This window comes from Caloranaerobacter longqiensis (genome assembly GCF_050286925.1).
Taxonomy (GTDB): Bacteria; Bacillota; Clostridia; order Tissierellales; family Thermohalobacteraceae; genus Caloranaerobacter.
Map to the genome: position 1 here is coordinate 167,286 of NZ_JBFWFX010000001.1, position 15,164 is coordinate 182,449.

At 30.5% G+C, this 15,164-nt stretch carries 13 protein-coding genes; all 13 read left to right on the forward strand.

The features are described from left to right. Positions 1–137: 137 nt before the first annotated feature. The 13 genes from AB4Y15_RS00850 to AB4Y15_RS00910 all read left to right on the forward strand — a co-directional run bounded on the left by AB4Y15_RS00850 (position 138) and on the right by AB4Y15_RS00910 (position 15,141). Positions 138–1,331 carry a TolC family protein gene (locus AB4Y15_RS00850; RefSeq protein ID WP_427337860.1) on the forward strand — a complete coding sequence of 398 codons (1,194 nt, stop codon included), beginning with the start codon at positions 138–140 and terminating at the stop codon, positions 1,329–1,331. A 65-nt stretch (positions 1,332–1,396) separates the two neighbouring features. Then, positions 1,397–3,271, forward strand: coding sequence for an S-layer homology domain-containing protein (locus tag AB4Y15_RS00855; protein WP_427337861.1), 1,875 nt, complete (start codon positions 1,397–1,399; stop codon positions 3,269–3,271). A gap of 77 nt (positions 3,272–3,348) precedes the next feature. Beyond that, positions 3,349–5,013: an S-layer homology domain-containing protein gene (locus AB4Y15_RS00860; protein ID WP_427337862.1), complete on the forward strand. Its 1,665-nt coding sequence runs from the start codon at positions 3,349–3,351 to the stop codon at positions 5,011–5,013. 135 nt (positions 5,014–5,148) lie between these two features. Next, a complete protein-coding gene (locus AB4Y15_RS00865) occupies positions 5,149–5,532 on the forward strand; it encodes a response regulator (protein ID WP_427337863.1) in 384 nt (127 codons plus the stop codon). Between the two features lie 323 nt (positions 5,533–5,855). Beyond that, positions 5,856–6,245 carry a 3-aminobutyryl-CoA ammonia lyase gene (kal, locus tag AB4Y15_RS00870; RefSeq protein ID WP_427337864.1) on the forward strand — a complete coding sequence of 130 codons (390 nt, stop codon included), beginning with the start codon at positions 5,856–5,858 and terminating at the stop codon, positions 6,243–6,245. Continuing rightward, entirely contained in the window at positions 6,245–7,063 is an 819-nt protein-coding gene (gene kce / locus AB4Y15_RS00875) for a 3-keto-5-aminohexanoate cleavage enzyme (RefSeq protein WP_427337865.1), read from the forward strand. Before kal ends, kce begins: the two co-directional genes overlap by 1 nt. Positions 7,064–7,268: 205 nt before the next feature. Beyond that, positions 7,269–8,711, forward strand: a complete 1,443-nt coding sequence (locus AB4Y15_RS00880; protein ID WP_427337866.1) for an RNA-guided endonuclease TnpB family protein — start codon at positions 7,269–7,271, stop codon at positions 8,709–8,711. 96 nt (positions 8,712–8,807) lie between these two features. Further along, positions 8,808–9,470, forward strand: coding sequence for a hypothetical protein (locus AB4Y15_RS00885; RefSeq protein WP_427337867.1), 663 nt, complete (start codon positions 8,808–8,810; stop codon positions 9,468–9,470). Positions 9,471–9,682: 212 nt separating this feature from the next. Beyond that, on the forward strand, positions 9,683–10,534 hold the full coding sequence (locus tag AB4Y15_RS00890) for a class II fructose-1,6-bisphosphate aldolase (RefSeq protein WP_427337869.1): 852 nt from the start codon (positions 9,683–9,685) through the stop codon (positions 10,532–10,534). A 17-nt stretch (positions 10,535–10,551) separates the two neighbouring features. Beyond that, on the forward strand, positions 10,552–11,196 hold the full coding sequence (gene fsa, locus AB4Y15_RS00895) for a fructose-6-phosphate aldolase (RefSeq protein ID WP_427337870.1): 645 nt from the start codon (positions 10,552–10,554) through the stop codon (positions 11,194–11,196). 88 nt (positions 11,197–11,284) lie between these two features. Next, positions 11,285–12,292 carry a class II fructose-bisphosphatase gene (glpX, locus tag AB4Y15_RS00900; RefSeq protein ID WP_427337871.1) on the forward strand — a complete coding sequence of 336 codons (1,008 nt, stop codon included), beginning with the start codon at positions 11,285–11,287 and terminating at the stop codon, positions 12,290–12,292. Between the two features lie 244 nt (positions 12,293–12,536). After that, positions 12,537–13,508, forward strand: coding sequence for a class II fructose-bisphosphatase (glpX, locus tag AB4Y15_RS00905; RefSeq protein ID WP_427337872.1), 972 nt, complete (start codon positions 12,537–12,539; stop codon positions 13,506–13,508). Positions 13,509–13,929: 421 nt separating this feature from the next. Continuing rightward, complete coding sequence (locus tag AB4Y15_RS00910) at positions 13,930–15,141, forward strand: RNA-guided endonuclease InsQ/TnpB family protein (protein WP_427337874.1); 1,212 nt, start codon at positions 13,930–13,932, stop codon at positions 15,139–15,141. Positions 15,142–15,164 lie beyond the last annotated feature (23 nt).

Genomic DNA, 15,164 nt, shown 5'->3' on the forward strand with positions numbered 1-15,164 from the left:
TGAACAAGGAAGTACGGGCCGAATGCCCGTACTTTTTTTTAAAAAAAATCGAGGATTTTGTTCGAATTGAAAATATTGACAATATGCATTAAATGGGATAATCTTTTATTAAAGGGTATATAAAAGGGGGCTTTGAAATGAGGAAAATATTATCGATATTGGTTGCTTTTGCACTGTTATTTTCAGTAGTTCCTATAGGTTACTGTACTGACGATAGTGATAATAGTCAAAAAGTAATGAGTTTTAATTTGCAACAAGCAGTAGATTATGCACTAAAACATAATAGAAATATTTTAATTCAAGATTTAAATGTGAAAAAAGCAGAACTATTTTATAAGAAGGAAATGAAAAGGCTAGATAAATACGAGGACTATAAAGAAGAGTTAAAAAATATGACACCTGAAGAGAAAGCTTTGTTGCCGGGAGAAACACCGATGCAAATTATGGAACAGAAGAAAATCGATATGGGAGTTGCCAAACGTGCAATAGAGTTAAATTTCCAAATAGCTAAGTGGAATAAAGAGATAAAGCAGAATGAGATAAAATATGATGTAGAAAAGGCGTATTATGATTTGATGCAAGCTGAAAAGAGCATGGAAATAGCTAAAGAAAGTTTAGAATTGGCTAAAAAACAGTATGAACAAAGTAAAAAGATGTTCGAACTCGGACTTTTATCAAATCAAGAACTTTTAGAAATGGAGTGTGCTGTTTCTCAAGCTCAGACAGCCTATACATCAGCACAAATGAATTATCAGTTTCAAAGAGTAAATTTCAACAATATTTTGGGATTGCCATTAAATCAGGAAGTAAAACTTGATGGAACTGTTCAATATGAAAAGCATGATGAAATAAATTTGGAAGATTCTATAGAAGAAGCATTCAAGAACAATGCAATGTTAAAAGTAGCAAAAGAAAAGACAGAATTGACAAAATTAGTGTTTAAAGCAGCAGAAGCGATATATCCTAAAAATACATACAAATATAAAGAATATGAGATAGAACTTGAAGAAGCTATAAAAAATCTAGAAACGGTAGAAAAGGGAATAGAAATGGAAGTGAGAATGGCTTATCTTAAACTTTTGACTGCTGAAAAACAAATTAAAACTTGTGAAATGACAGTAAAAAAATCAGAAGAAGCATTAAGATTGGCAATGTTGAGCTATGAAGCCGGACAAAAAACGCCAAATGATGTTACTAAGGCGAGAATAGAACTTATGAAAGCAAAAAATGATTTGGCAAATCAGATTTATAATTATAATATTGCATTGCTTGACTTCAAATATAGTATAGGACTGGGCAAAAGACAATTACCAGAAATATATTTAAAATAGATAAATGGAAGGGGAATTCCTCTTTTATTTGTTATAATCTATAAGAAAGAGGGTGTATTTTAAATATGAAACTTTTTAAAAAGATAGTGAAAGTAGTGTTATTTTCAGTTTTGATATTTAGTTTGAATTTAACTAACATTTCTGCATATGCTCAAATATTTACAGATGTACCAGATAATTATTGGGCAGAAGAGTACATAAAAAAAGTAAAGGATTTAGGGATAATTACAGGATACCCGGATGCTACATTTAAACCTACTAAAGAAGTTACAAAGTCACAGGCTTTAGTTATGATTTCAAGGCTATATAAATTAGATGATAGTACAATTGAAACTATAAAAAACAAATATAAACATCTGTTAGATGAGTTAAAGGTTGAACCATGGGCTTATGAAGGCATTGCTGTTGCCCTACATAAGGGTATAATTTCAGAAGAAGTTTTAAAAGAGTATTATAAAAGTGGAAGGGCTAAAATGCCAGCTACTAAAGAAGAAATATGTATATTTCTTACGAGAGCTATGGGGCTTGAAGATGAAGCAAAAAGTAAAACTATAATAGTATTGCCTTTTAAAGATGCGGAACTTATTCCTGCACAGGTTACACCATATGTAGACATGATGATACAAAAAGGTATAATCAATGCAAAAGGTGATTCTAAAGGTAAATTTAATCCTAAAAACTCTGTAAATCGTGCAATAATGGCAAAGATGCTTTCGATAGCTTATGACTATATTGACAAAAACGAGGAGAAACAGCAGATTTTAGTGGAAGATACTGTAACAGTATCAGGGACTATATCAAGTATATTGAAAGCTACTAATGAAATGTATGTTACTATTGAAGATGAGAATAAAGAGAAGAATATATATAAAGTTAATTCAGATACAGATATAACATTAGATGGAAATAGGATAAAATTCACTGAACTGGTAGAAGGTTTAATTGTTGAGGCTGAAGTTACAGATAAAAATAAAATAGTATCAATGAAAGTCAAAAGTATAGAAGAAGAATATTCAGGTAAAGTGAAGTCTTTAGCTCTTACAACCCCGGCAATACTTACAATAGAATATAAAAAAGATGGAGGGGACGAAACGAAAGCTCTTTATCTAGCTAGAGATGTAAAAGTAATTTTAGATAATAAGAAGTCATTTATTTACAAAATCAAAGAGGGCGATTTAGTTAAATTAAAAGTTAAAAATAAAAAAATAGTTGAGATTGTAGCAGAAAGTAAAGATAAACATATAACAGGTATTATAAAAGATATAAAGTATAATCCAGAGCCTAATTTAGTAATTGAAGATGAAAATGGTGAATTATATGAATTTCCTATCTATAAGAGGGCAGATATAGAAAGGAACGATAAAAATGCAGAAATTACTGACTTGAGAAGAGGCGACAGAGTAGAGATAGATGTCGAATATAATGTTATAAAAGAGATTGAAGCAAGAGTGATTAAAAGAGAAGATGAAGGTACGATTAAAGAAATACTTATTGCTGATAGACCAAAAATAACGATAGTTAACGAAGAAGGTAAAGAAGTGTCGTATTACATATCTAAAGATGCCGATATAGATATTGATAATAAAAATGGTAATATATACGATTTGAGACTTGGTTACTTTGTTGAAGTAGATATTGAAAGTGATGAGATAATTTCAATGGAAGTAGAACCTAGAGAGCAGAACGATAGGTATGAAGGAGAGATAGAATATTTAAATGATGATGCAGAAGTTATAGTATTGTCTGTAATTAACTATAATACAGGCAAAAAAGAGGTTGTTCGTATAGATGTAACTAAATTTACATCTTTTATAGATAGTGATGGAGATAGAATAAAATTTAGAAATCTACGAAAAGGAGATAAAGTAATAGTAATAGGAAATTTTGATGGTGGAATATTTACTGCTAAAACTGTAATAGTAACACAAAAAGCTAGATAAAATAAAAAAACACCCTAAAAAGACTAACACACCCTCCGAATATATATTACAAAAGAAAAATAAGGAGGGTGTTTGTTGTGTTGAAAAAGGTTGTATCATTAGTAGTAGTTTTTACTATGTTGTTTTCAATGACTATTTCAGTTTCGTTTGCAAAGGGCTGGGATAAAGATAAAAGTTGGAAGGTTGAAAAGGTGTTTAAAAAGTTTGACCCAACAGTATTTTTAACTAATAAAGTATTTGATGACTTAGAAGGCTATTCATGGGCTAGAAAAGCTATCGAAAAAATGGCTAAAAAAGGCCTTATAGAAGGATATGGCAAAGGTATATATGCTCCTAAAAAACCTGTTACAAACTTAGAAACTATAATAATGTGTTTAAGAATAATGGGATGGCAAGACCAAGCAAAATTAGTAAAAGTACTTCCAAAAAAATATAAAGGTAAGAAAGTAGGCGAATGGGCGAAAGGTTATATAAAGGTAGCGTATGAAAAAGGAATACTAGACGATGTAGATATGATGTATTTCAATCCACAAGGACCAGCTAAAAGGCATGAGGTAGCTAAATATGTAATAAGAGCATTAGGTTATGAAGAGGAAGCATTAAAGCATATGAAAGACGAGTTACCATTTATTGATGCTCCAGCAGTTCCGTTAGGTTCAGTTGGATATGTATATTTAGCCAACGAGTTAGGATTAATGAATGGAGATCCTCAAAAAAGATTTAACCCTATGGGTACTATGACTAGAGCTGAAATGGCAGTACTATTTTCAAGATTGGATGATAAAGTAGACAGTAATGTAGATGACAAAGAGATAATAGGAGTAGTTGATGGAATATATGAAGAGAATTTAGTACTTAGAATAGATGGAGAGTTAAAATTTTTTATTGTAGATGAAAATGCTATAATCTATGATGGTGAAGAAAGAATAGATTTTTCAGATATTAAAAAAGGATATAGAGTAAAAGTAGAGTTAGAAAATGAAAAAGTAGTATATATAGAAGTTTTAAGGAATGATGATTTTGTTCAAAAAATAATAATAAGGTATACAGGCGAAGTAAAGGAAATATCTAAAGTAGAGCCTAGAAGAATTGCTGTTCAAGTAAAACATATGCTTGCTATATTCGATGTGTTAAAAGGTGCTAAAGTTAAATTCAGAGATGAAAAAGGAAAGTTCGAGGATATTAATATAGGAGATACAATTACAGTAGTAGTTGATAAGCAAAATAGAATAAGAGAAATTTTCGTTCACAGAGAAAGAGTTGGAATTGAAGATGAAGAGAAAATAGAGGATGTAAAAGAAGTAGATGAGTATGAAATAGAAGGTATTTTAACATCTATAGATGAAGATAGCATAAAAGTAACTGTATCAAAAGAAGTATATGAGTTTAATATAGATGAAGATGTTAAAATTAAAATAGAAGATGAAGAAGCTGATTTATCAGATCTTGTAGAGGGAATGGAAGTAGAAGTTAAGGTTGAAGATGGAAAAGTAGAATCAATAAAGGCTAAAGCACTAGAATTAGAGATAAAAGGAAAGATAATTGCTATAACTAATTATGATTCAGGAGTAAAATTAACAATTCAAACTGATAATGAAGAATATGAATATATGGTTAGTGAAGATGTTGAAATAGAAGTTGATGAAGAAAAAGATATAACAATTGATGATTTAGAAGTTGGGCAAGAAGGAGAATTTAAGATTGTTAACAACTTAATAGTAAAGATTTCTATTGAAGATTAAAAGCGACCAAAAATTATTTGGTCGCTTTTTGTGTAAAAACTTAAAAAAATTTTCACAGAAATCATTAGATAAGAAGGAATAATTTAACATATGTAGAATATATTATTTATTAACGGGTTACAGGGGGGAATTTTTTTGAGAAAATACAGGCTTCTTTGTGTAGATGACCAGGAAGGTATAAGAGCCCTGTTAGGAGAAATTTTTAAAAACGATTATGATGTTATAACAGTAGAAACAGGGATTGAAGCAATAAAAATGGTGAGTGAGTTTAGACCTGATATTGTAATATTAGATATGAAGCTACAAGACATGAATGGGGAAGAGGTATTAAAAAATATACGGAGAATTGATGAGAGCATTTGTGTAGTAATACTTACTGGTTATGTAGACATAACACAAAACAGCGACTTTGATGTAGTTAGGCCAGATATGATTGTTCAAAAGCCCTTTGATGTATTCGAGTTAAAAGAAGAAATTAATTCACTAATCACAGAATATTTTGCTGTAGCGGTTAGCTAGAAGAATAATTAGTTTTATTAAAATTAAAGCGGCAAATTTGTCGCTTTAATTTCTTGTAATAAATTGTTTTTATAATCCATAGGAAATTATAATAAAGTCTTTTAATAAAAAAATAATGTTGACTTTATTGAAACTTTGTTTGGCATGTAAACATGCCAGAGTTGTTACAAACCTTACTAAATTATGGATAATTTTAAATATAATTTCCGTAATGGATTAGGGCAAAATCATCCTTAAAATTTATTTAAATCGAAGATTTTGTTTTTTTTAGAAATTTAGTATAATTTAAATTGTAGTATAAAAAAATCTAGGGGGTAAGGGATATGGAAAAGGCTATGATAAGAGTTAGAATGAGCATGCATGATGCACATTATGGGGGGAATTTAGTAGATGGTGCTAAGATGCTTCAACTGTTTGGAGATGTTGCTACAGAACTTCTTATAAGACATGATGGAGATGAGGGACTTTTTGCAGGGTATGAAGAAGTAGAATTTACAGCACCTGTTTATGCAGGAGATTATATTGAAGCAGTAGGTGAAATAATTAAAGTTGGTAATACATCAAGAAAAATGAAATTTGAGGCAAGAAAAGTAATAACTCCGAGACCAGATATAAATGAGTCGGCATGTGATGTTCTTGAAGAGCCAATAGTAGTTTGTAGGGCAGTAGGAACTTGTGTTGTGCCAAAGGATAAGCAGAGGAGGAAAGAATAATGCAAAAACTCATAATTACAGCTGCACTTACTGGTGCAGAAGTAACAAGAGAGCAGCAGCCAAATCTTCCAATTACACCAGAAGAGATAGCAGAGGCTGCATATGAAGCCTATAAGGCAGGAGCATCAATAGTTCATATACATGCAAGAGATAAAGATGGAAATCCTACACAGGATTATGAGGTATATAAAGAAATAAAGAAAAGAATAGAAGCTAAATGTCCTGTAATATTCCAGCCTTCTACAGGTGGGGCTGTATGGCATACACCAGAGGAGAGACTTCAACCTGTTGAATTAAGACCAGAAATGGCTACATTAAGTTGTGGTACATGTAATTTTGGTCCAGATGTATTTATGAATACACAAGAGTACATGGAAAAGTTTGCAAAGAGAATGAAAGAGTTAGGGGTTAAACCTGAGCTTGAAATATTTGAAAGAGGCATGATAAAAAATGCTTTAACATTGGTTAAAAAAGGTTTGATTGATGAACCACTTCATTTTGATTTTGTTATGGGTGTTCCAGGCGCAATACCGGGTGAAATAAGGGATTTACTGTACTTAGTTGAAAGTATACCAAAGGGTTCAACATGGACTGTTGCAGGTATAGGAAGATATGAATTACCACTTGCTACTGCAGCTATATTATTAGGGGGACATGTTAGAGTAGGTTTTGAAGATAATATATATTATAAAAAAGGTGAATTAGCTAAATCAAATGCACAATTAGTAGAGAGAATAGTTAGACTAGCACATGAATTAGGACGAGAAGTAGCTACACCAGATGAAGCAAGAGAAATATTGAATATCAAAAGAAAGTAAAACGGCTTTATAAGCCGTTTTTTTCGTTAACTATTAAAGAAGGATTTATAAAACAAATGAAGAAGTATTAAGAGAAGGAGTAAACCAACTGCTGAAAAATATTTATAAAAACCTCAAAACAATTATAGATTTATTTAATGTGATTATACCATAAGAGAAGTAGACAGCTAATAAAGATAAAAAACAATTAAGGAGTTAAAAGAAAATGAGTAAATCAGTAGATGAAAGTAAAAATATAAGAACATATAAAATGAGAATAAAAGACAAAAAATTCAAATCCAAAGTCATAAATTACATTTACAAGTATAGACATTTTGAAAACATGTATATAATACTCCTTAATCAAGACTATAAACAAAATATTGGAGACTTCAAATTACTAATTAACTATGAAATAATGAGAGCACTATTTAGAGGAACTACTCCTAAAAAGCTAGAAGAAGAATTAACTTATATTAGAAAAAAATATAAAAATCATCAAATAATGAATGACTTAATAAGATTATCTAAAGAACTTAAAATTCATAATCTAGTAGAAATAATGAAAAGAGTTAAATCACAATATAAAGGATTTTTTACGAAAATAAAAAATGGAGATTACAAAGCAAAGCCGCCTAAACCTAAAAAACTATCAAAACTAGCTAACTATACAATTCCATTAGATAGTGCTAAAGGGTTTTCATTAAAAAGAAAAAATAGGCTCGGAATAAACCTTAACGATAAAATGATAAGGACATATATAAACCATAAAGAATTAAAGAAAGTAGTAGGAGATTTATCTAAAATAAAAGCAGTACATCTTAATTTTTCAAACAGTGAATTGTACTTACTCTTTATATATGAAAAAGAAGAAAAAGAAATAAAAGAAAAGCCTTACAAAAGTGCAGGAATAGATATAGGAATAAACAGCCTTTTAAGCATATATGTAGACGATAAATACACACCGAGTTTAATAATAGATGGTAAAAAATTTAAAACATATAACGCTAATTTCAATAGATTTATAGCAAAATTAAACAGAGAAATAATGACTACAAAAGACAAAAACAGAAAAAGGTATTTAGAAAAATACAGAACATATCTTTATGAAAAAAGAAATAGGTATTTTTACGACCAATTTCACAAAATCAGTAAAAGAGTATTAGAATATCTAGAAAAACATAACGTAACAGAGATAGTATTATCGGACAACTTAAACAATCTAAAAAATAATGGTAAATGTAAATTAAATAAAACTAACAAGCAAAGCTTTATACAAATACAATTTGGAAAGCTAATAAGCTATATAGAATACAAAGCCAAAGATTATGGAATAGAAATAAAATTTGTAGATGAAAGCTATACATCTAAAGTAAGCAGCTTAACAGAAGATATAAAAGTAATACAAGAATTATTCCAATATAACCTTGATTTAACTAATGCTTTAAATGGAAAGCGAGTTAAACGAGGTTTATTTAAAGACAAAACTATAAATAAAATCGTTAATGCTGATTTAAATGGTGCGAGGAATATATGCATATTAGGCAATAAAAAAGTACAGCAAAATTATAAAAAAGGAGGTGTAAGCCGTTGGCTTAATGTTAAGCTGTGTAATCCTATCAAAGTAGAAAGCGACTTCGAGTTATGCAAACTTATAAAATCTGCATAATAGAAGTGTCGGATAAGACCTATAAATTTATAAAGATTTATAGGTATGCGTTGCTTTCTATAAGGTTTTTATAGATATAAGTCAACGGTGCACGGTTTGTTAATTGATTCTAATATTGCCATTGCTATTAGGTGTGATATATGTGGAGAAATTACTATACATAATATTTCTTTATTTGATTTTAGCAGAAGTAAAAAAATAACTTTAGAGTGTGAGTGCGGACAGTCTAGTGCAATAATAAAAACGAGAGATTATAAAAGTTTTTGGATAGAATTATTCTGCTTTGCTTGTCAGGATATTCATGTCTTCAAATATAGTTTGCGAAGATTATTAAAAGGTAAAATAATTGCCAGATGTATAGAAACGGGAATTGAAATATCTTTTATAGGGAAAAATTATGATGTAAAACAATTAGTAAAAGAATATGAAAAAGATTTTGAAGAAATATTAAGCGAATTAGGATTTTATGATTACTTTCAAAATTTTGAAATTATGATGAAAGTTATAGATAGAATTAGAGAAATGGATAATGAAGGCAGAATATTTTGTGATTGCGGTTCAGACAATATACAGATAGATTTATATCCTGATAAGATAGAATTAAAATGTCCAGAATGTGGTAGTACATATTTGCTTTATGCAGAAACAGAGAAGGATTTAAAAAAAATATTAGAATGTGAAGAAATACAGATGCATAAGCATTTTCTTCAATGTATAGATATTAAATTTGGTAATAATGATAGTAATAAGAAAAGGTGATATTAGTACTAGGTACTGAGTATTAGTAGTAGTGGAAAATTAATTTTCTATTACTGCAGGATGTTTAGCAATTATTTCTGTTCTGTTTATAAGCATTGAAATTCGAACAGAGGATGACAAATAGCGAATATCGCTGGACAAATAATTATGTGGATAAATAATGATTAATCTATTATAATAGTATTGTGTTAAATAAAGAAGGAGGGGTATTAATGTTAGTATCAGGAAAAGAGATTCTTTTAGATGCTCATAAGAAAGGATATGCAGTAGGAGCATTTAATGTAAACAACATGGAAATAGTTCAAGCTATTATTGAAGCTGCTAGAGAAACAAATTCACCTGTAATCTTACAGGCTAGTCAAGGTGGATTAAAATATGCAGGAGTAGAGTACATAGCGGCAATGGCTAAGGTAGCAGCTGAAAGTGTTAAGGTGCCTGTAGCTATCCATTTAGATCACGGTACTGATTTTGTACAAATAATGAAATGTATAAGAAACGGATTTACTTCAGTAATGATAGACGGCTCAAAATATCCATTAGAAGAGAATATTGCAATTACTAAAAAAGTTGTAGAAATTGCACATGCTGTTGGAGTATCAGTAGAGGCAGAACTTGGTAAAATCGGTGGTACTGAAGATGATATAACAGTTGACGAAAGAGATGCTACATTCACTGATCCAGATGAGGCTGAAAGATTTGTAAAAGAAACAGGTGTAGACTATCTTGCAATAGCTATAGGAACTGCACATGGCCCATATAAAGGAGAACCTAAACTAGACTTTGATAGGTTAAAAGTAATAAAAGAAAGATTAAATATGCCAATAGTATTACACGGTTCATCAGGTGTGCCTGAAGAAAGTATCAAAAAAGCAGTAAGTCTTGGTGTTAATAAAATCAACATAGATACAGATATCAGAATGGCATTCAATAAAGGAGTAAGGGAGTTTGTAAAAAATAATCCTGATGTATATGATCCAAGAAAAATATTAGGCCCTGCTAGAGAAGAAATGAAAAAAGTAATAATTGAAAAGATGATAATGTTTGGTTCAGCTGGCAGAGCTTAAATGATTGGAGGTGAAATATGAAACTTTTTATTGATACAGCGAACATAGATGAAATTAGAGAAGTAAATGACTGGGGTGTAATTTGCGGAGTTACTACAAATCCTTCACTCATTGCAAAAGAAGGTAGAGATTTTAAAGAAGTAATAACAGAAATTACTGAAATTGTAGATGGTCCAATTAGTGCCGAAGTAATTAGCCTTGAAGCAGAGGGCATGATAAAAGAGGCAGAACAATTAGCGGCAATTCATCCGAATATAGTTATTAAAATCCCTATGACGAAAGAAGGACTTAAGGCAGTTAAAGTTTTAAGTCAAAAAGGCATTAAAACAAATGTTACTTTGGTATTCTCTGCCAATCAAGCATTATTAGCAGCAAGGGCAGGAGCAACATTCGTTAGTCCATTTGCAGGAAGAATGGATGATATAGGAAATAGTGGAATGGATATAATTAGTGACATAGTAGAAATATTCGATATACATGGTATTGAAACAGAAGTAATTGCTGCAAGTATAAGACACCCTATGCATGTAATAGAAGCAGCAAAATTGGGAGCACATATTGCAACTGTACCTTATAATGTATTTACAAAAATGCTTAAGCATCCAATGACAGATAAAGGTATAGAAAGATTCCTAAAAGACTGGGAAAATGCTAAAAAGTAGCAGATAAAAGGATAGGTAAAGTCTAATCTTTACTTATCCTTTATTTTAGTATTTTTAGATATTTCTGTAGATTAGGGGAGTGAAAAGTATGGTTTTAGATAGAAACTTATCTTTATCTTTGGTACGTGTTACTGAGATAGCAGCGTTATCATCGGCTAAATTCATGGGTAGAGGAGATAAAAATGGAGCAGACCAAGCAGCTGTAGACGGAATGAGAGAAGCTTTTGAGCTAGTAAATGTTAGAGGAACAGTAGTTATAGGTGAAGGAGAGCTAGACGAGGCTCCTATGTTATATATTGGTGAACAAATTGGAGCAGGTACAATAGATGATATAGAAGTAGATATTGCTGTTGACCCATTAGATGGGACTAGTTTAGTATCAAAAGGGCTTCCAAATGCGATATCAGTAATAGCTATGGCTCCTAGAGGATGTTTGCTTTATGCACCAGATACATATATGAAAAAAATAGCTGTAGGACCAAAAGCGGCAGGGAAAATAGATATTGAAGCTCCTATTGAAGATAATCTGAAGGCGGTTGCCAAGGCTTTAAATAAGGATATATCGGATTTAACTGTAATAATACAGGACAGGCCTAGGCATTATGAAATGATACAAGAAATAAGAAGAGTAGGTGCAAGAATTAAGTTGTTTGGTGAAGGTGATGTAGCAGCAGCTATTGCTACTGGATTTGAAGATACAGGAGTCGATGTATTAATGGGAATAGGAGGAGCTCCAGAAGGGGTTATAGCAGCAGCAGCGTTAAAATGTATGGGTGGAGAAATGCAGGGTATACTTTACCCAATGTCAGATGAAGAAGTTGAGAGGTGCCATCAATTAGGATGGAGTGATGAAGATATTAAGAAGGTTTTAACATTAGAGGATTTAGTTAAAGGAGAAGAAGTATTTTTTGCTGCAACGGGAATTACAGATGGCGATCTATTAAAGGGAGTAGTATACTATGGAAATAACTCTGCTAAAACACATTCAGTAGTTATGAGAGCTAAAACAGGTACAATAAGATTCATAGAAGCAAGACATAAATTAGATAAAAATGATATACTAATTAGATTGATGAAAAAATATGGGCAAGTGTAGATTAAAAAATAGACCTGAATTAATCAGGTCTATTTTTTTATTTATTATTCACCTCTCGCTATTCAACTGCCGACTATTGAATATCGACTAATTTTAAATTTTAAATTTTACATTCTACATTTTTAATTTAATACCTAGCCCTTATTTAAGCTACACTTTATAAAAATAACATATATATTTTGACATACAATATTGAAATAGAATATACTATAATTGTAATATTCATTATAAAGGGGGACACATTATGGATAGAGAATTAGCATTAAATCTTGTTAGAGTAACTGAAGCTGCAGCATTAGAATGTGCTAGACACATGGGTAGAGGTGATAAAATAATAGCAGATCAATCTGCAGTTAATGGTATGAGGAAGATGTTCGATACTATAAACATAGATGGAGTTGTAGTTATTGGAGAAGGTGAAATGGATGAAGCTCCAATGTTATATATTGGAGAGAGAATAGGAAAAGCACAAGAAGGATGTCCTAAAGTCGATATAGCTGTAGACCCTCTTGATGGGACTACTGCAGTAGCTAAGGGATTACCTAATGCAATTTCTGTAGTTGCAATAGCTCCACGTGGATGTTTATTACATGCACCTGATATGTATATGAATAAAATTGCAGTAGGACCAAAAGCGGCGGGTAGAATTAATCTTGATGCTCCAGTTGAAGAAAATTTAAAAGCAGTTGCTGATGCTTTAAACAAAAGTATATCAGATCTAACAGTAACATTGTTAGATAGACCGAGACATAAGGAGTTAATAGATAGAATAAGAGAAGCAGGAGCAAGAATTAAATTATTTGGAGATGGAGATGTTGCTGCTGCAATTGCAACCTGCTTTGAACATTCAGGAGTCGATATATTAATGGGAATAGGAGGAGCTCCAGAAGGGGTTATAGCTGCTGCTGCATTAAAATGTATGGGTGGAGAATTTCAAGGGAAGTTAGTACCGATGGATGAAATTGAGCTTGAAAGATGTTATAAAATGGGCATCACTGATGTTAATAAAGTATTGACAATGGAAGATTTAGCGAAGGGTAATGAAATATTCTTTGCTGCTACAGGAGTATCTGATGGCGAATTATTAAAAGGAGTAGTATATTACGAAAACAATATGGCGAAGACACATTCAATGGTAACAAGAGCAGAAACGGGTACAATAAGATTTATTGAGTCAATTCATAAGCTAGACAAAAAACCAGATTATGCAAAATAATTTTTCAGCTAATAGTTATAAGTTTAGTAGCGGGGGAGTAATCTTCCGCTAAAAATTTTTATTTCAATCCATATGGGGATTATTAGATGATTATTATATAATATACCCATACATAGATATTTTTGAAAATAAGGATTTTTAAACTAAGTAGAGTTAAAAAAGTTTAGAAGGGGGATATTTTTGAAAAAGTTAATTCTTCTTATATTAATAGCTTTATTGATCCTAACTAGTTGTAATTTTAATTCAAATAGAGAAGTAAATAATACAAAAATCAACGAATTATAGCTTGAAAACTTGAGATTAAAAAGTAAAATACAAGAACTTGAAAGAGAAAACAAAAAACTAAAAGAAAAAGATAATATGAAGTTATATTCAAAAAGAAAGGTTAAAAAATCAAAGAACTGATAAAGGAAGATGAGTAATGGAAGTTATTAGAGTAGAACAGCATCAAATAAAACCAACTCACTATCTTTATAAATACTGTAATGATTTATGCTTTAAATCTAAAAACTTATACAATTATGCTAACTATCTCATAAGACAGGAATTTATCAATAATGGCAAATGGTTAAGATATAAAGATATTTACAAAATAATAAAAGACCACGAAACATATAAGGCACTAATGGCACAAACATCACAGCAAATACTAAAACTTTTAGACCAAAATTGGAAGTCATTTTTTAAATCAATTAAAGAGTGGAAGGACAACAAAGAAAAATATTTGGGCAGACCAAAACTTCCGAAATATAAGAAGAAAAATGGTAGAAATATCGTTATTTTTACTAATCAAAACTGTAAGTTAAAAGATGGATATATAAAATTTCCTAAAATAATGAATAAAGAAAAGTTAAAAACTAAAATTAAAGGTAAATTACAGCAAATACGAATAATACCTAAAGGACAAATATATGTAATAGAAATTATCTATAAGAAAGAAATTGAAGATAAAACAACTAAAAATAAAGGCAGAATTATAGGAATTGACTTAGGGCTTAATAACTTTGCAACCATAGTAAACAACATAGGATTAAATCCTATTGTTGTTAAGGGCAAAGTTATTAAGTCAATAAATCAATATTACAACAAACAACTAGCTTACTATAAAAGTATTCTTAAAAAACAAAACAACAAAGATTGGAGTAAAAGATTAGAAAGAATAACAATGAAGCGAAACAACAAAATAAAGACCTTTATGCACAAAGCAAGTAGATTTATTATTAATTATTGTATCGAAAATAACATAGATACAATTGTTTTAGGCAACAACAAGAATTGGAAGCAAGAAGTTAAATTAGGCAAAAGAAATAACCAAAACTTCACATCAATACCTTATGAAACATTCATACAGCAATTGCAGTACAAAGCCGAAGAAGTAGGAATTAAAGTAATAGTAGTAGAAGAAAGTTACACATCAAAAGCAAGTTTTCTTGATAAAGACAAGATGGGACAAGATGCTAAATTTAGTGGAAAAAGAATAAAAAGAGGACTTTATAAAAGTAAAGATGGTATTTTGATTAATGCAGATGTAAATGGTGGATATAATATCATAAGAAAAGTATTCCCAAAGGCATTTGCCAATGGGATAGAGGGTGTAGGGTTACACCCAGTTAAGCTACAAATAGTAGCTTAACAAAGAATGATGTTTATTAAAAT